The 16,972-nt window shown below is 62.8% G+C and carries 12 protein-coding genes and 3 pseudogenes; 9 read left to right on the forward strand and 6 right to left on the reverse strand.

Going from position 1 to position 16,972, the window contains the following annotated elements:
* The first annotated feature begins 2 nt into the window (after nucleotides 1-2).
* Complete coding sequence (locus CSV86_RS27245) at nucleotides 3-2,255, forward strand: heavy metal translocating P-type ATPase (RefSeq protein WP_009396733.1); 2,253 nt, start codon at nucleotides 3-5, stop codon at nucleotides 2,253-2,255.
* Nucleotides 2,256-2,287: 32 nt separating this feature from the next.
* Here CSV86_RS27245 and CSV86_RS27250 read toward each other — a convergent pair whose 3' ends face one another.
* Together CSV86_RS27250 and CSV86_RS27255 are read right to left on the reverse strand one after the other, a co-directional pair.
* Nucleotides 2,288-3,652, reverse strand: a complete 1,365-nt coding sequence (locus tag CSV86_RS27250; RefSeq protein WP_009396734.1) for a GTPase/DUF3482 domain-containing protein — start codon at nucleotides 3,650-3,652, stop codon at nucleotides 2,288-2,290.
* Nucleotides 3,645-5,023, reverse strand: a pseudogene (locus CSV86_RS27255) (DUF2868 domain-containing protein). The gene CSV86_RS27250 and the pseudogene CSV86_RS27255 overlap by 8 nt, the downstream one beginning before the upstream one ends.
* 66 nt (nucleotides 5,024-5,089) lie before the next feature.
* Here CSV86_RS27255 and CSV86_RS27260 point away from each other — a divergent pair.
* Nucleotides 5,090-5,607, forward strand: a pseudogene (locus CSV86_RS27260) (dihydrofolate reductase).
* A 113-nt stretch (nucleotides 5,608-5,720) separates the two neighbouring features.
* On the opposite strand, the gene CSV86_RS27265 reads toward CSV86_RS27260, so the two are convergent.
* Complete coding sequence (locus CSV86_RS27265; protein ID WP_009396737.1) at nucleotides 5,721-7,109, reverse strand: L-cystine transporter; 1,389 nt, start codon at nucleotides 7,107-7,109, stop codon at nucleotides 5,721-5,723.
* Between the two features lie 243 nt (nucleotides 7,110-7,352).
* Here CSV86_RS27265 and CSV86_RS27270 point away from each other — a divergent pair, with 243 nt between their 5' ends.
* The 4 genes and pseudogenes from CSV86_RS27270 (at nucleotide 7,353) to darG (ending at nucleotide 10,817) form a co-directional block, all read left to right on the forward strand.
* Nucleotides 7,353-8,408, forward strand: coding sequence for a hypothetical protein (locus tag CSV86_RS27270; RefSeq protein WP_009396738.1), 1,056 nt, complete (start codon nucleotides 7,353-7,355; stop codon nucleotides 8,406-8,408).
* 99 nt (nucleotides 8,409-8,507) lie between these two features.
* On the forward strand, nucleotides 8,508-9,089 hold the full coding sequence (locus tag CSV86_RS27275; RefSeq protein ID WP_051032680.1) for a DarT ssDNA thymidine ADP-ribosyltransferase family protein: 582 nt from the start codon (nucleotides 8,508-8,510) through the stop codon (nucleotides 9,087-9,089).
* A pseudogene (darT, locus tag CSV86_RS33100) lies at nucleotides 9,086-9,729 on the forward strand (type II toxin-antitoxin system toxin DNA ADP-ribosyl transferase DarT). The gene CSV86_RS27275 and the pseudogene darT overlap by 4 nt, the downstream one beginning before the upstream one ends.
* Nucleotides 9,726-10,817, forward strand: coding sequence for a type II toxin-antitoxin system antitoxin DNA ADP-ribosyl glycohydrolase DarG (gene darG / locus CSV86_RS27285; protein ID WP_009396742.1), 1,092 nt, complete (start codon nucleotides 9,726-9,728; stop codon nucleotides 10,815-10,817). The pseudogene darT and the gene darG overlap by 4 nt, the downstream one beginning before the upstream one ends.
* Before the next feature lie 54 nt (nucleotides 10,818-10,871).
* Here darG and ilvD read toward each other — a convergent pair whose 3' ends face one another.
* Nucleotides 10,872-12,713 (reverse strand): dihydroxy-acid dehydratase, encoded by a 1,842-nt coding sequence (gene ilvD / locus CSV86_RS27290; RefSeq protein ID WP_009396744.1) that lies wholly within the window; start codon nucleotides 12,711-12,713, stop codon nucleotides 10,872-10,874.
* 320 nt (nucleotides 12,714-13,033) lie between these two features.
* Here ilvD and CSV86_RS27295 point away from each other — a divergent pair, with 320 nt between their 5' ends.
* From CSV86_RS27295 to CSV86_RS27305, 3 genes are all read left to right on the forward strand, one after another.
* On the forward strand, nucleotides 13,034-13,516 hold the full coding sequence (locus CSV86_RS27295) for a DUF2867 domain-containing protein (protein WP_009396746.1): 483 nt from the start codon (nucleotides 13,034-13,036) through the stop codon (nucleotides 13,514-13,516).
* Nucleotides 13,517-13,859: 343 nt separating this feature from the next.
* Nucleotides 13,860-14,042 carry a type II toxin-antitoxin system HicA family toxin gene (locus CSV86_RS27300; RefSeq protein ID WP_009396747.1) on the forward strand — a complete coding sequence of 61 codons (183 nt, stop codon included), beginning with the start codon at nucleotides 13,860-13,862 and terminating at the stop codon, nucleotides 14,040-14,042.
* 26 nt (nucleotides 14,043-14,068) lie between these two features.
* Entirely contained in the window at nucleotides 14,069-14,470 is a 402-nt protein-coding gene (locus tag CSV86_RS27305; RefSeq protein WP_009396748.1) for a type II toxin-antitoxin system HicB family antitoxin, read from the forward strand.
* On the opposite strand, the gene CSV86_RS27310 is transcribed toward CSV86_RS27305, so the two are convergent.
* Nucleotides 14,426-15,592 carry an MFS transporter gene (locus CSV86_RS27310; RefSeq protein WP_009396749.1) on the reverse strand — a complete coding sequence of 389 codons (1,167 nt, stop codon included), beginning with the start codon at nucleotides 15,590-15,592 and terminating at the stop codon, nucleotides 14,426-14,428. The genes CSV86_RS27305 and CSV86_RS27310 overlap by 45 nt on opposite strands.
* Before the next feature lie 180 nt (nucleotides 15,593-15,772).
* Complete coding sequence (locus CSV86_RS27315) at nucleotides 15,773-16,969, reverse strand: class I SAM-dependent rRNA methyltransferase (RefSeq protein ID WP_009396750.1); 1,197 nt, start codon at nucleotides 16,967-16,969, stop codon at nucleotides 15,773-15,775.
* Nucleotides 16,970-16,972: the final 3 nt, after the last annotated feature.

The raw sequence follows: 16,972 nt of genomic DNA on the forward strand, positions 1-16,972 counted from the left end.
TTATGAACCAGCCTGTCACTCACGATCATTCCCACAAGCACCACGATCATGGCCATAAGCCCTCGGGTTGCTGCGCGCCGAAGCCGGCCGCGCATTCCTGCTGCTCCGGCAGCGAAGCGCCGGCCCTGGTGCAACTGCGCGAAAAGGCCAGCGCCGACGCCCGGCTCAGCCGCTTCCGCATCGATGCCATGGATTGCCCGACGGAACAGACCCTGATCCAGGACAAGCTCGGCAAGCTGGACGGCATCGAACAACTGGAATTCAACCTGATCAACCGCATCCTCGGCGTTCGCCACACCCACGGCGACACCCGGGGCATCGAGCAGGCGATCGCCTCGCTGGGCATGCAGGCCGAGCCGCTGACCGATGATTCCGCCGAAGCCAGGCCGGCCCCGGTGAAGAAATCCTGGTGGCCGCTGGCGCTGTCCGGCGTCGCCGCGCTGGCTGCGGAAATCGTGCATTTCACCTCTGCTGCGCCGGAGTGGGTGGTGGCCGCCCTGGCCCTGGCGGCGATCCTTGGCTGCGGCCTGGGCACCTACAAGAAGGGCTGGATCGCCCTGAAGAACCGCAACCTCAATATCAACGCGCTGATGAGCATTGCCGTGACCGGCGCCGTGCTGATCGGGCAGTGGCCGGAAGCGGCCATGGTGATGGTGCTGTTTACCCTCGCCGAGGTGATCGAGGCCCGGTCGCTGGACCGCGCGCGCAACGCTATCGGCGGCCTGATGCAGTTGAGCCCGGACATGGCCACGGTGCAGCAAGCCGACGGCCAGTGGCTGGAGATGGAAGTCGCCAAGGTGCCGCTCGGCGCCCTGGTACGCCTGCGTCCAGGCGAGCGGGTCGGGCTGGATGGCGACGTGCTCAGCGGCCAGTCGAGCATCGACCAGGCGCCGATTACCGGGGAAAGCCTGCCAGTGGAAAAAGGCCCGGGCGACAAGGTTTTCGCCGGTACCATCAACCAGTCCGGCGCCCTGGAGTTCCGGGTGACCGCCGCCGCCGGTGAGTCGACCCTGGCGCGAATCATCCGTGCAGTCGAAGAAGCCCAGGGCGCGCGAGCGCCGACCCAGCGCTTCGTCGACCGGTTTTCGCGGATCTACACCCCGGCGGTCTTCGCCTTCGCCCTGGCCGTGGCAGTGATCCCGCCGCTGTTCATGGCCGGCGCCTGGTTCGACTGGATCTACCGCGCCCTGGTCCTGCTGGTGGTCGCCTGCCCCTGCGCCCTGGTGATCTCGACCCCGGTGACCATCGTCAGCGGCCTCGCCGCTGCGGCACGCAAGGGCATCCTGATCAAGGGCGGCGTGTATCTGGAAGGCGGGCGCAAGCTGGACTTCATCGCCCTCGACAAGACCGGCACCCTGACCCACGGCAAGCCGGTGCAGACCAATGCCGAGGTGCTCGACCCGCTGTACGCCACTCGTGCCCAGCGCATCGCCGCCAGCCTCGCCGGCCGCTCCGACCACCCGGTGTCCATGGCCATCGCCCGCAAGGGCGAGGAAGACGGTCTGGCCCGTGACGAGGTGAGCGACTTCCAGGCCTTGATGGGACGTGGTGTCAGCGGTCAGGTGGAGGGTGTGCTCTACCACCTCGGCAACCACCGTCTGGTGGAAGAGCTGGGCCTGTGCTCGCCGGAGCTGGAGGCCAGGCTGGATGTGCTCGAACGTCAGGGCAAGACCGTTGTCCTGCTGCTCGACGGTTCCGGCCCGCTGGCCCTGTTCGCCGTGGCCGACACGGTCAAGCAGACCAGTCGCGAAGCCATCGCCGAACTGCACGAGCTGGGCATTCGCACCGTCATGCTCACCGGCGACAACCCGCATACCGCCGACGCCATCGCCACCCAGGTGGGCATCGACGAGGCCCGTGGCAACCTGCTGCCTGCGGACAAGCTGGCGGCCATCGAGGACCTGTATGCCAAGGGCCACCGGGTCGGCATGGTCGGCGACGGCATCAACGACGCCCCGGCCCTGGCCCGCGCCGAGATCGGCTTCGCCATGGCGGCGGCGGGCACCGACACTGCCATCGAGACCGCGGATGTCGCCCTGATGGACGACGATTTGCGGAAAATCCCGGCTTTCGTGCGGCTTTCGCGGCAAAGCGCGGCGATCCTGGTGCAGAACATCGTTCTGGCCCTGGGTATCAAGGCGATCTTCCTGGCCATCACCTTTGCCGGCATGGCCACCATGTGGATGGCGGTCTTCGCCGACATGGGCGTCAGCCTGCTGGTGGTCTTCAACGGGCTGCGCCTGCTGAGGAAGTAGGACGGATACGACGATGAGGGGCGCCGGGTTATCTAGATTTCCAGTACCAGCCCCTCGATCTGCTCCAGTCTCTCCGCCTGGCTCAGCCTGGCTCCCGGATTCAATGAAGACCATTGCGGATGGGCCCGTGCCTTGGCCAATGCCGCCGGCAGCTTGCCCTCGCGCCACGTCTGGTCGGGCGGGGTTTCCAGGTTGATCCGGTTCATCGCCGCATGCCCCCGGCTGTCCAGCGCCTGCAACAGCTGGCGCTGGCGCAGTGCCAACAAGCGCAGCACCGCGTCATCCACCGTCAGCTCCTGCTGGCCCTTCAATTTGCCGAGCAAGCGCGCACCGTAGCTGCGTACCGTGCCCAGCGCACCACCGGCAATCGCCCCGGCCAGTGCGGCGACGCCAAGGGTCAGGCCGCCCACCGCCAGATCGATCCCGGCGCCGGCTGCCGCCCCGGCCATGGCCCCGCCGCCCAGGCGTATACCCAGCAACTTGAGGGTTTCCGGATTGAACAGGTCATCGCCCCAGCGTCCATCCAGCAGCGGAAGGTCGCCGGCATTGGCGTCATCGCGACGAAACCCGTAGAGCTTGAGCAGCGCCTCGACACAGCGCTGCTCGCGCTGGCGGATGGCATTGCGCAGGGCCTCGATCGCGGCGGCCTCTGCTTCGGGTTTCGCTTCCACGCTACGCCGGGCAGCCGCGCAGTCCATCAGCAGTTCGGCGATGAGGCGCTTGCCGCTGTGCAGGCGCACCTGTCGTTGCGCCTGCTGGTCGTCGATCAGCCGCTGCAAGGCCGGGCGGGCGTTCTCCAGCATCAGGGCAAGGCTTTCGTACAGCCGTCGTTCACCGTCTTCGGGCGGCGCCACGCTGTCGAAGCGCACCAGCGCATGCAGGCCGAGGCGGGCCAGGGCTTCGCGCCAGTCAGGCTCGCGGTGCTGGCTGCTGGCGACGAAATTGAGCACCGGCAGCAGCGGCTTGCCACAGCCGGCGAGGACTTCCAGCTCGTCGCGGTACTTGGCCAGCACCGGTTCGCGAGCGTCGATCACGTAGAGTCCGGCATCGCTGGCCATCAGTTGGCGCACTACCTTGGCTTCCTGCTCGAAGCGCTGGCGTGCCTCGCTGCTGTGCAGGAAGCGCTCCAGGCGTGCCGGACCATCCAGACGTTCGCCCGGGCGCTCCAGGCGTTCCAGGTAGTCGAGCAGGGCGATGGCATCTTCCAGGCCGGGGGTGTCGTAGAGCTCCAGCAGCGGCTGGCCATCCACCGACAACCGCGCCCCTTCGACATGGCGGGTGGTGCTGGGGCGATGGGACACCTCGCCGAAGCCGACGTCCCGGGTCAGGGTGCGCAGCAGCGACGTCTTGCCGACATTGGTATGGCCAACCACGGCGAGTTTCAGGGCCTCAGTCATGACCATGCTCCAGCCAGTGCAGCGGTGGGGTATCGGCGTAGGCCAGGCCCAGCCGGTCCAGCGCCTGGTGCCAGTCGTCCAGGCGTTCGGCATCCAGTTGCTGGCCCGGCGGGGGCAGCAGCAGCCAGATCCGCGTTGCCGCCGCGCTGCGCGCCAGCTCGGCGAGCAGCGCCAGGCTGCCGCGATCGGGCGAGCGTTGCGGGTCGCAGGCGACGGCCAGGCGGGCGGGCGGGAAATGGCTCATCTGTTCCAGCAGGCGGCGGCGGGACTCGCGGCTGTCGAGTACCCCGGCGTCGGTGACCGAGGCGGGCAGGGCGGGCGGCCAGGGGCGCTGGTCGTCCAGTTCGAGGCCGACGATCAGCGCGCCCTCATGGCGGACATCGTCCTGGTCAAGGCGGATCTGCGGCAACTGCTCGGGGCGGCGTCATTGATGCCGAGGCGCTCGCTGCTCGGCATCAGCGCTTCGCGCAGGCTGCTGTAGCCGGGCAGCTTGAGGTCTGGCGCCAGCCGGGCGCGGCCCTGGCGCCAGCGCCACTGGCACAGCGCGGCGAGCACCAGCCGCGGCAGGATGCCGTAGACCACCAGCACGCCCAGCAACCAGCCGGCCCAGGCCTGGCGGCTGGGGTCGAGGGCGGGGAGGCTGTCGCCACTGGCGCGGATCATCGCCACGTCCGGCGTCGCGAAGCCGAGCAGCGAAGGCACGGCGCCCAGGGCCTGGGTCAGGCTGACGAAGGTATCGGGCTGGAGCAGGGTGGTTTCCCAGACGAAGCCGTAGCGGCGTGTCGACAGCAACATCAGCATCAACACCAGCGCGCTGCACAGCGCCAGCAGCCACAGGCCATGAACCAGCGCGCCGAGCAGCCAGCGGGTCAGGCGCTGGCGCTGCAGCAGCACCAGCAAGGCAGGGGCGAGATGGGCGGCCTTGGCGTCGCGGGCGAGTTTCTCGCTTAGCCACAGCCACAGGCGGCCGAGGCTCGCGCCCTGGTCGCCGGCCAGGAAAAAACCGCCAGCCCAGCCCAGCAGCAACAGCAGGTTCAGCCCGAGCAGGCTGCCCAGGGCCCAGAACACATTGACCGGGCGCTGCCCGTCGCCCAGCGCGGCGAAGGCCAGCCCGCTACCGCTGACCACCGCCAGCACCAGCAGCGCCAGCAAGGCCAGGCGCGCGCCGCGCCTGTAATGTTCCAGCGCCTGGCGCAGGCCATCGCGTTCGGCCAGCCACAGGGCGCGGGTCTCGATCCGCTGCGCCAGGTCGCCGCCTTGCTGGCGGGCGCGACGGTTGGCTTCCTGGTCGTCGAGGGGGCCGGTATGTTCTTCACGCAGGCGCACTGCTTCGGTCAGCCAGCGTTTGTCCAGATCGGTCAGTCCAGTCACGTACAGCTTCCTTGAACCATTCACCGGGGAAGCATAACCCAGGCATCCTTTGCTATCCTCGCCGCCATGAAAACACCACTCCCCCTCAGCCTGATCGTGGCGCTCGCCGAGAACCGCGTCATTGGCCTCGACAACCGCATGCCCTGGCACCTGCCGGGGACTTCAAGTATTTCAAGGCCACCACCCTGGGCAAGCCGATCATCATGGGGCGCAAGACCTGGGACTCGCTGGGCCGGCCGCTGCCGGGCCGCCTGAACCTGGTGGTCAGCCGCCAGCCGGGGCTGCAACTGGAAGGCGCCGAAGTGTTCGCTTCGCTGGAAGATGCCATCGTTCGCGCCGATCAATGGGCGCGCGAGCAGGGCGTCGACGAACTGATGCTCATCGGCGGCGCGCAGTTGTATGCGCAGGGGCTGGAGAAGGGCCTGGTGGATCGCCTGTACCTGACCCGGGTGGAAATGAATCCTGAAGGGGATGCGTGGTTCCCCGAGGTGGACGAGCGCGTCTGGAAGAAGGTATCGAGCCAGCAAGGACCGGTTGAGGAAGGGAAGCCGGCCTATCACTTCGAGGTTTGGGAACAGGTCTGAAATTCCGGGCCTGCTTTGCAGGCCTTCGCGGGCAAGCCACGCTCCTACAGAAACGCGGTCACCTGTAGGAGCGTGGCTTGCCCGCGAAGGGCCGCAAAGCGGCCCAAAAAATTTCAGGAATGACTCAACTGAACCTGCTCATCCCCAGCCAAAACAGCCTTGTCGGTCTGCCCCAGGATCTGGCTGGTAATGGTCCCGGCGGTCATCGAGCCGCTGACATTCAGCGCCGTCCGCCCCATGTCGATCAGTGGTTCCACCGAAATCAGCAGGGCCACCAGTTCCACCGGCAAGCCCATCGCCGGCAGCACGATCAGCGCGGCGAAGGTCGCACCACCGCCGACCCCGGCCACGCCGGCCGAACTCAGGGTCACCACCGCCACCAACGTAGCGATCCATAGCGGATCCAGCGGATCGATTCCCACCGCTGGCGCGACCATTACCGCGAGCATCGCCGGATACAGGCCGGCACAGCCGTTCTGGCCAATGGTCGCGCCGAACGAGGCGGCAAAGCTGGCAATCGCCTGCGGCACGCCAAGACGCCGGGTCTGCGCTTCGATGCTCAGCGGAATGCTGGCGGCACTGGAGCGGCTGGTGAAGGCGAAGGTCAGTACCGGCCAGACCTTGCGCAGGAAGCGCAGCGGATTGATCCCGGCCAGCCCCAGCAGTACGCCATGCACGCCGAACATCAGCGCCAGGCCGAGGTAGGACACCACCACGAAACTGCCCAGCTTGATGATGTCGTCGAGGTTGGAACTGGCGACCACCTTGGCCATCAGCGCCAGCACTCCGTACGGCGTGAGCTTCATCACCAGGCGTACCAGGCGGGTGACCCAGGCTTGCAGGGTGTCGATGGCGGCCAGGGCACGGCTGCCTTTCTCTGCGTCGTCCTTGAGCAGTTGCAGGGCGGCGATGCCGAGGAAGGCGGCGAAGATCACCACGCCAATGATCGAGGTCGGCCTGGCCCGGGCCAGGTCGCCCACAGGGTTGCTCGGCAGGAACGAGAGCAGCAATTGCGGGATGTTCAGGTCGGCGACCTTGCCCGCGTAATCGCTCTGGATCGTCGCCAGGCGTGCGCTTTCCTGGGTACCGGCCACCAGGCCTTCGGCGCTGAGGCCGAACAGGTTGGTCAGGACGATGCCGATCAACGCGGCGATGGCCGTGGTGAACAGCAGGGTGCCGATGGTCAGCACGCTGATCCGGCCCAGGGTCGAGGCATTGTGCAGGCGGGCCACGGCGGACAGGATCGAGACGAAGATCAGCGGCATGACGATCATTTGCAGCAGTTGCACATAGCCGATGCCGACCAGGTCCAGCCAGCCGATGGTGGCCTTCAGGGCCGGGGTGCTGGCGCCGTAGAACGTATGCAGGGCAAGGCCGAAGAGTACGCCGAGCACCAGCCCGGCCAGCACCTTCTTCGCCAGGCTCCAGCCCGGGTTGAGTTTGGCCAGGCCCAGCAGCAGCGCCAGGAACACCAGCAGATTGAGAAACAGCGGCAGATTCATCGAAGCTCCATACAAAAACGAAGCAACCGCCTGGAGGGGCGGTTGCTGAAACGAAAATGCTAACAGTATGAAAACAAACGAATTTATATCGATATGGAATGATTGCCGTCGTTTCTGGAATAAACCCTGGTCGCTTTTGAACATGTGCGTGCCGCTTGTGGGCGCTTTTGGCGTCGTTGCCAGAGCGGAGCGGTGGGACGGGAGTGCTTAGGGTGAGGCGTTCATTCTTCAGGAGAACCGCCCATGACGTTCGCTCCGAAATTCCTCGCTGCCGGCCTGGCCGTGCTGCTCAGTTGGCAAGCCCAGGCCGTCGAACTGAAACACTGGCCTGCCGAGGCCGCGAAACAACTCGACGCGATGATCGCCGCCAATGCCCACAAGGGTAACTACGCGGTCTTCGACATGGACAACACCAGCTACCGCTTCGATCTCGAGGAATCGCTGCTGCCGTTCCTGGAGAACAAGGGCGTGCTGACCCGCGACAAGCTCGACCCTTCGCTCAAGCTGATGCCGTTCAAGGACAGCGCCGAGCACAAGGAAAGCCTGTTCAGCTACTACTACCGCCTATGCGAAATCGACGACATGGTCTGCTACCCATGGGTGGCGCAGGTGTTCTCCGGTTTCACCCTCAAGGAACTCAAGGGTTACGTCGATGAGCTGATGGCCTCGGGCAAGCCGGTGCCGAGTACCTACTTCGACGGCGACCAGGTCAAGACCATCGAGGTCAACCCGCCCAAGGTCTTCACCGGGCAGACCGAGCTGTACAACAAGCTGATGGAGAACGGCATCGAGGTCTACGTGATGACCGCAGCGTCCGAGGAACTGGTGCGCATGGTCGCTTCGGATCCGAAGTACGGCTACAACGTCAAGCCGCAGAACGTCATCGGCGTCAGCCTGCTGCTCAAGGACCGCACCAGCGGCGCCCTGACCACCGCGCGCAAGCAGATCAGCGCCGGCCACTACGACGCGGCGGCCAACATGGGCCTGGAACTCACCCCGTACCTGTGGACCCCGGCGACCTGGATGGCCGGCAAGCAGGCGGCCATCCTCACCTATATCGATGAATGGAAAAAGCCGGTGCTGGTAGGCGGTGACACGCCGAACAGCGACGGCTACATGCTGTTCCATGGTGTCGATGTGGCCAAGGGCGGGATTCACCTGTGGATCAACCGCAAGGCCAAGTACATGGACCAGATCAACGGGATGATGGCCAAAAACGCCGCAGCCCAGGCCAAGGAAGGCTTGCCGGTAACGGCGGACAAGAACTGGGTGGTGGTGACTCCAGAGGAAATTCAATAATTCAAGATGTTGTAAGCACCCATTTCTGCATCTTGCTTGGTTTTGGATCCAATGCCATAAGTGGCCATTATTTTGATGGCCATTTATGAGGTGTCAGTGGTGAGCATTCGCGATAAACGCTTTATTTACCACCTGAGCAGCTTTGAAAATGCTTTTTCAATTCTTCAGAGGGGATTGCAGCCTAGGGCAAATTTACAAGGTCATGAGTTCACGGATGTGGCAGATGCTGAGATCATCGAAGGGAGGACGCACAACGCTTTGGAAACTTTTGTTCCTTTTCATTGGTTCTCCAGAAACCCGTTCGATGGAAGGGTTCAAGCTGACCACCCCGGCAGGGATTTCGTGTTGATTGCGGTCTACCGTGATCATGCACAAAGGCAGGACTGGCGCATCATCCCCCGCCACCCGCTCGCGGGAGGCCGTCCGGACATAATGGGATACGAAGACGGCATCAAAGCCATTGATTGGGCGCTCATGGACCAAAGAGACTATTTGGACCCTGCCTGTCGCCATGTCTGCATGGCAGAATGTCTTTCCCCAAGTCCCGTACCGGTAGCCGACTTCGCCAAAATTTACACGCCCTCTGACGCGCTAAGGCGGAGGCTTGCAGCCTTGGCGGCCGAACTGGGTCACCCAAGGCTTTGGATCGAAGCGAACCCCAATATGTTTCTAATCAGATGATTTTCAAGAACCTCAACCCTCAGAAAGCTCTCATTTGGAGAATCATCCATAGGGACAATCTGCCATGGGTCCTGTCCAATGGGCTGGATGCCGTTGGGTCCGGTCGGCTCACTGAACATTATGTAAGCATTGGTAACCCTGATCTGATCAGCAAGCGTTCACAGCGCAAAGTACAGATCGCCCCTGGGGGAACGTTGGCGGACTACGTTCCGTTCTATTTCACGCCGTTTTCGGTGATGATGAAAAATATTCACTCTGGATGGGGGTTCAGCAGCGGCGCAACGAAGAGATCGTGATCCTGGTCTCGAGCCTGTATCATCTCCAATCCATGGACTTGCAGTTCCTCTTTACTGACGCTCACGCCTACCCCAACTGGAGTAGGTACTATAGTGATCTGCAGCATTTGGACAAAGTCGACTGGGCCCTTCTGCAGCATAGGGACTTCAAGCGCGATCCGGATGACCCGCGTAAAATGGAGCGCTATCAAGCTGAGGCGTTGATCCATGAGCATGTCCCCGTTGCTGGCCTTCTGGGGATAGTCTGCTACAACGAAAATGTAAAACGACGCGTCGACAAGGAGGTTCAGCAATGTCAGCTGGACCTTCCCGTTCATGCTCGACCGGGGTGGTATTTCCAATGATTCGCTTTGCACAAGGTAACCTGCTGGAGGCGAAGGCCGAAGCACTGGTTAATACAGTCAATACCGTAGGGGTGATGGGTAAGGGGATAGCGCTGATGTTCAAGGAGCGCTTCACCGAGAACTATCGTCTCTATGGGGCTGCCTGCAAAGCGAACGAAGTGGTCATCGGGAAAATGTTTGTCACAGAGGTCAGCGAGCTGGATGGACCACGCTGGATCGTGAACTTTCCCACCAAGCAGCACTGGCGGTCGCCCTCGCAGCTCGCCTGGATCGTAGATGGTTTGCATGATCTACGAAGGTTTATAGTTGCCAATCATGTTTCTTCGATCGCGATTCCCCCTTTAGGAGCGGGTAACGGTGGGTTGCCTTGGTCGTCTGTGCGAGAGCAGATCGAGGCGGTTCTCAGTGATCTCGATGCAGATGTTCTGGTTTTTGAACCTACCGACAAATACCAGAACGTGTCAAAGCGTAGCGGGGTCGAACAACTGACTCCTGCCCGTGCCTTGATTGCCGAGCTTGTAAGGCGCTACTGGGTGCTGGGGATGGAGTGCAGTCTTCTGGAAATACAGAAGCTGGCATGGTTTCTGGAACGCTCGATTGAGCGTTTTACTCCAGACAATAATCCTCTCGCGCTCAAGTTCGTAGCACATAAATACGGACCCTACGCCAACCGCTTGGAGCATTTGCTCGACAACCTTGATGGAAGCTATCTGCATTGTGGAAAGCGCATAGGCGATGCAGGCCCTGCGGATGTGATTTGGTTCGATGATGGGCGCAAGTCCTTCGTGCATGCGTATCTGAATAGTGAGGCTAAGGAACATCTGCCTGCTTTGGAATTCACTGCTGATTTGATTGATGGATTCGAGTCGCCTTTCGGAATGGAGCTCTTGGCGACGGTGGACTGGTTGTTGAGTCGAGAAGGCGTTGCGCCCGATGTTGCGGCTATTCGAGAGGCTTTGAAAAACTGGTCCGGTGGGGCTGATGCTGGAAAAAGAAAGAGCAAGATCTTTGATGATGAGTCACTGACTATTGCCTTGAACCGACTATCGACTGTAGACCCGGGTAGGGTGCGTTCAACAGTAAAATGACCATAAAAAAACCGGCGCCCAAGGCGCCGGTTTTTTATACCGCCTGGCTAGCACTCACAGCCCGTCGAGCAGGGCCTTGTTGCGTACGGCACCCTTGTCGGCACTGGTCGCCAGCAGGGCGTAGGCCTTCAGCGCGGTGGTCACCTTGCGCGGACGCTGTTCCACCGGTTTCCAGCCCTTCTGGTCCTGCACGATGCGCCGTGCCGCCAGCTCTTCATCGCTGACCAGCAGGTTGATCGAGCGGTTCGGGATGTCGATCAGCACCTTGTCGCCGTCCTGCACCAGGCCGATGGCGCCGCCCGCTGCCGCTTCCGGCGAGGCGTGGCCGATGGACAGGCCCGAGGTACCGCCGGAGAAGCGGCCATCGGTCAGCAGGGCGCAGGCCTTGCCCAGGCCCTTGGACTTCAGGTAGGAGGTCGGATACAGCATTTCCTGCATGCCCGGGCCGCCCTTCGGACCTTCGTAGCGAATGATGACGATATCGCCTTCCTTCACTTCGTCGGCGAGGATGCCGCGCACGGCGCTGTCCTGCGACTCGAAGATCTTCGCGTTGCCTTCGAAGACATGGATCGACTCGTCCACGCCGGCGGTCTTCACCACGCAGCCGTCGAGGGCGATGTTGCCGTACAGCACGGCCAGGCCGCCCTCTTGCGAGTAGGCGTGCTCGACGCTGCGGATGCAGCCGTTTTCACGGTCGGCGTCCAGGGTGTCCCAGCGGGTCGACTGGCTGAAGGCGGTCTGGGTCGGGATGCCGGCCGGGCCTGCCTTGAAGAAGTGGTGCACCGCTTCGTCGCTGGTCTGGGTGATATCCCATTTGGCGATGGCTTCTTCCATGCTCGCCGAGTGCACGGTCGGCACGTCGGTGTGCAGCAGGCCGCCACGGGCCAGCTCGCCGAGGATGCTGAAGATGCCACCGGCGCGGTGGACGTCCTCCATGTGGTACTTCTGGATGTTCGGCGCCACCTTGCACAGCTGCGGCACCTTGCGCGACAGGCGATCGATGTCGCGCAGGTCGAAGGCCACCTCGGCCTCCTGGGCGGCGGCCAGCAGGTGCAGGATGGTATTGGTCGAACCGCCCATGGCGATATCCAGGGTCATGGCGTTCTCGAACGCCTTGAAGCTGGCGATATTGCGCGGCAGCACGCTGGCGTCGTTGTCGCCGTAGTAGCGCTTGCACAGCTCGACGATGGTGCGGCCGGCAGTGAGGAACAGCTGCTCGCGGTCGGAGTGGGTCGCCAGGGTCGAACCGTTGCCCGGCAGGGACAGGCCCAGGGCTTCGGTCAGGCAGTTCATCGAGTTGGCGGTGAACATGCCGGAGCAGGAACCGCAGGTCGGGCAGGCGCTGCGTTCGTACTCGGCGACTTTTTCGTCGCTGGCGCTGGAGTCGGCGGCGATGACCATGGCGTCGACCAGGTCCAGGCCGTGGCTGGCGAGCTTGGTCTTGCCGGCTTCCATCGGGCCGCCGGAAACGAAGATCACCGGGATGTTCAGGCGCAGGGCGGCCATCAGCATGCCGGGGGTGATCTTGTCGCAGTTGGAGATGCAGACGATCGCGTCGGCGCAGTGGGCGTTGACCATGTACTCGACGGAGTCGGCGATGATCTCGCGGCTCGGCAGGGAATACAGCATGCCGTCGTGGCCCATGGCGATGCCGTCATCCACCGCGATGGTGTTGAATTCCTTGGCCACGCCGCCGGCGCGCTCGACTTCACGGGCTACCAGCTGGCCCAGGTCCTTCAGGTGCACGTGGCCCGGGACGAACTGGGTGAAGGAGTTGGCGATGGCGATGATCGGCTTCTTGAAATCCTCGTCCTTCATGCCGGTGGCACGCCACAGCGCGCGGGCACCGGCCATGTTGCGGCCGTGGGTGGACGTTTTGGAACGGTAATCAGGCATGAAGCACTCCTGGCGGCTAATCAGGTAACAAAAAGGGGAGTGAGCTTCTCTTGTCCTTGGTACCGGAAGGCAGGTGGCCGCTGGTACGGATGAGGCAAAGACGTCGCGGGATCGCCGCACGCTTGGCCAGAGCTCATAAACCCGCCGGGGGATGACTGGCGATGAATAGGCCCGATTCTACACCGCTGGCGGGCGGAAGGAATGGCGCAATGGACAGTTGGTTCGCAGGCTCACGATTTTGCCGGCGCGCTCGCTTTCCGTCGGCCGGGGCGCTACCGTGGTCGCCTTCGTCTTCCTGACCGCATTTTCACGGAGGAAATATGGTCCACCCAGCCGATGTTCCCGCCAGCAGCGTGCTGCGCATGCTCTCTACCACGGCCTGGTTCTTCGACTGCTTCGCCCGGCGCATCACCCCGGAGCAAAGCCTCACGGCGCTGGATGCCTACCAGCGCATGAGCCGCGCCGTGCCAGGCTGGATCAACCGTGCGCTGCGCCTGCGTGACCTGCTGGTGCGGCCGTTCGGGCTCAAGCCGGTGGCCGGCTTCAACCTCCGCGAGCAGAAGACCCCGAAGGTCGGCGAACAGCTGGATTTCTTCCAGATCGCCGCGGTGACCGACCGGGAACTGGTGCTGTCGCTCAAGGACAGTCACCTGGATGTGCTGATCTCGGTGCACCTCGACCCCAACAACCAGCTCAGCCTGACCTCCATCGTCGAACCACATAACCTGCTGGGGCGGATGTACATGCGCCTGATCCTGCCGATGCATCGGCGGGTGGTGAAGACGATGCTGGGTGGGCTCTGATAACCGACGCCGCTCCCCTGTAGGAGCTGGCTTGCCTGCGATGGACCGCGCAGCGGTCCTAAAACCTGCCAAACCGGACCGTCTGGATTGATGCAATCTGCTGGGCGCACCGAGTCCGAAATCGGATATAGCACTGAACTCGTGCTGGATGGTTTTAGCACCGCTTTGCGGTCCATCGCAGGCAAGCCAGCTCCCACACGGTCCGCGTCGCTCTCTCGGTCAATCGCCCTCCCTAAATTCGGGCCAGTATCTTAAAAGATAACTCTAGACACATCTTTTTCAGGGTGTTCTGATTTGTCTCGGGATATGGTCTGCCCCTTCGCGATCCGGCTAGGAGACGAAGGTGCAAAGCAGGCAATTAATCAAGGAGCTTGAAGCGGCTGGCTGGGTTCTGAAGCGTGTGACTGGAAGCCACCATATCTTCAAGCACCCGAACAACCCGAACTCGATACCGGTTCCTCACCCCAAGAAAGACTTGCCGATAGGCACGGTCAAAAGCATTCGGGACAGGGCTGGCCTGAACTAGCGAGTGCACCTTTGCAGGAGATGACAATGCAATACCCAATCTGCATCGAATGGGGCGACGACAACACCGCCACCGGAATCCAGATCCCCGACATCCCGGGAGCCGTCACCGCTGGCGACACCTTCGAGGAGGCCTACGCCGCAGCAATCGAAGTCGCTCACATCATGCTCGAAGAGATTGCCGGCAATGGTGAGCCCATCCCCATGCCCACCAGGACCGCCGTTCACCGGAGCAATCCTGACTTCGCCGGAATGGGTTGGGGAATGCTGGAAATCGATATCACCCCTTATCTGGGCAAGACCGAAAAGGTCAATGTCACCCTCCCAGGCTTTGTGATCCAACGGATTGACCGTTATGTCCGCGATCACAATGTAAAGAGCCGTTCATCCTTCCTTGCCGATGCGGCGATGGAGAAACTGGGGCGCTAAAAGCAGTGCTCCGGCAGCGGCGAGAATCAGGAAGCCAGCGCCCAGGCTTCTGGGTAATTGGTCGCTGAACAAGGTAATTGCGGCGCTGGCAAGCGCTCCCGCCGCAAATACCAGCGTACTGACCAGCGCCGCTGCTGCCCCAGCCCGGTTCGGATGCAACGCCAGCGCACAACTGGTCGCCGCCGGACGAACCAGCGTCGTACCTGTAGTCCCTACCATCACTGGAACGAGAAATCGCAAAGGCGTCAGCGCCTGCCATTGGAAAACCAGCATCGTCCCCGCTAGAGCTATCAACACAAGTCCCAGCCTCATCAGTTGCAACGGCTTCAGGTATTTGTTCAGTCGCTGCGCCAAGAGCCCTGCAGCCAGGTAAGCCAGACCGAAAAGCAGAAAGAACTCCCCAAAACGCTCCGCCGACAACCCAAGCTGCTCCATGAACACCAGTGGCGAAATCACGATGAACGCGAAATGGCAGGAGAAGGCCACGGAGGCGAGTGCGCCCAGACGCAGAAATGAACGGTCCCGGAGCAACGGGCCGTAGGCCTCGATCAGACCTGTTCGAATACCCATCGGTCGGTGGTCCTTGGGCAGCATCGACAGGCACATCACCCAGGCCACCCCCGACAGAACCGCAAAGACGACAAAGCTGGCCTGCCAATCGAAGCTGCTCTGCAACCAACTCCCCAGCAACGGCGATATCGAAATGAAGAGCCCGCTGGCGGTGGTGAGCAGAATCCTCAAGCCATTCCTCTGCCGTGCACTGAACACGTCCTGAATCAGCGCTTGCGACAGTACGAAACAACCACATCCAAGTGCCTGCGCCATGCGGAACGCCAGAAAGCTCGGGTAGTGCGCTGTCAGCGTGCAGCCGAGCGCGCCCGTGATGGAGAGTGCCAATCCCGCCAACAACAAGCGACGGCGCCCTAACTGGTCTGAAAGTGGCCCGACGATCAGTTGCGCTATCGCGACCACCAGTGCGAACAGACTGACCGACAAGGCGACGTGGGCGGTATCCACGGACATATGGGCACTGATTGCGGGGAAAGAAGGAAGGATGACATCCAGCGGAAAGGCGCCAAGGAGCGTCAGCAACAGAAGGAACGCGATGACAGCATGATGCATGGAGACTCCGGAAACAGCTTGTTGAGGCAGTCCTTCCACGCTAGTCGGCAGTCTTCCCACGAATCGCTGGATATCGGAGAGGGCATTTCCGGCACAGTTGTCAGTCGATTACTGGCATCAGGGCCCGGCCCCAAACAAAAAATCCCGGCACCAGGCCGGGATTTTTCATTCAGTTGCTTATCAGCTGTTAGGCAACAACCGGCAAGTAATGCTCTTGATATAGCGAGTCTCAGGAATCGCCGGGTGCACCGGGTGGTCTGGCCCCTGGCCGCCGCGCTCGAGGAACTGGATATTGCGGTCCAGGTGGCGGGCGCTGGTCAGCAGGATGTTCTGCAGGTCGTCTTCCGGCAGGTGCATCGAGCACGAGGCGCTGACCAGGATGCCGTCCTTGCTGAGCATGCGCATGGCCTGCTCGTTCAGGCGGCGATAGGCGGCCTCGCCGTTCTTCAGGTCCTTCTTGCGTTTGATGAAGGCGGGCGGGTCGGCGACGATGACGTCGAAGCGCTCTTCGGCGGCCTTCAGCTCGCGCAGGGCGGCGAAGACGTCACCTTCGATGCAGGTGACCTTCTCGGCGAAGCCGTTGAGCGCGGCGTTGCGCTCCACGCCATCCAGGGCAAAGCCCGAGGCATCGACACAGAACACTTCGCTGGCACCGAAGGCACCGGCCTGCACACCCCAGCCACCGATGTAGCTGAACAGGTCGAGCACGCGCTTGCCCTTGACGTACGGCGCCAGGCGCGCGCGGTTCATGCGGTGGTCGTAGAACCAGCCGGTCTTCTGGCCTTCCATCACCGGGGCTTCGAACTTGACGCCGTTCTCTTCCAGCGCGACCCACTCCGGTACTTCGCCGTAGACGGTCTCGACATACCGTTCCAGTCCTTCGGCGTCCCGCGCCGAGGAGTCGTTCTTGAACAGCACGCCGCTCGGCTTGAGCACCTGGATCAGCGCGGCGAGAACGTCGTCGCGGTGGCGTTCCATGGTCGGCGAGGCCAGCTGGACCACGAGGATGTCGCCGAAACGGTCGACCACCAACCCCGGCAGCAGGTCGGAGTCGCCATAGACCAGGCGATAGAACGGCTTGTCGAACAGGCGCTCGCGCAGCGACAGGGCGACGTTGAGGCGGTGCACCAGCAGGGACTTGTCGAGCGCCAGCTTGGTGTCGCGCGACAGCAAACGGGCGCAGATCAGGTTGTTCGGGCTCAGGGCGACGATGCCCAGGGCCTTGCCGCCCGCCGCTTCCAGCACCGCCTGGTCACCAGCCTTGAAACCGTGCAGCGGGGTGGCGGCGACGTCGATTTCGTTGCTGTACACCCACAGGTGGCCGGCGCGCAGACGGCGGTCGGCATTGGCTTTGAGACGAAGGCTGGGCAGGGACATGAC

This window comes from Pseudomonas bharatica CSV86, from assembly GCF_000319305.2.
Lineage (GTDB): Bacteria > Pseudomonadota > Gammaproteobacteria > Pseudomonadales > Pseudomonadaceae > Aquipseudomonas > Aquipseudomonas bharatica.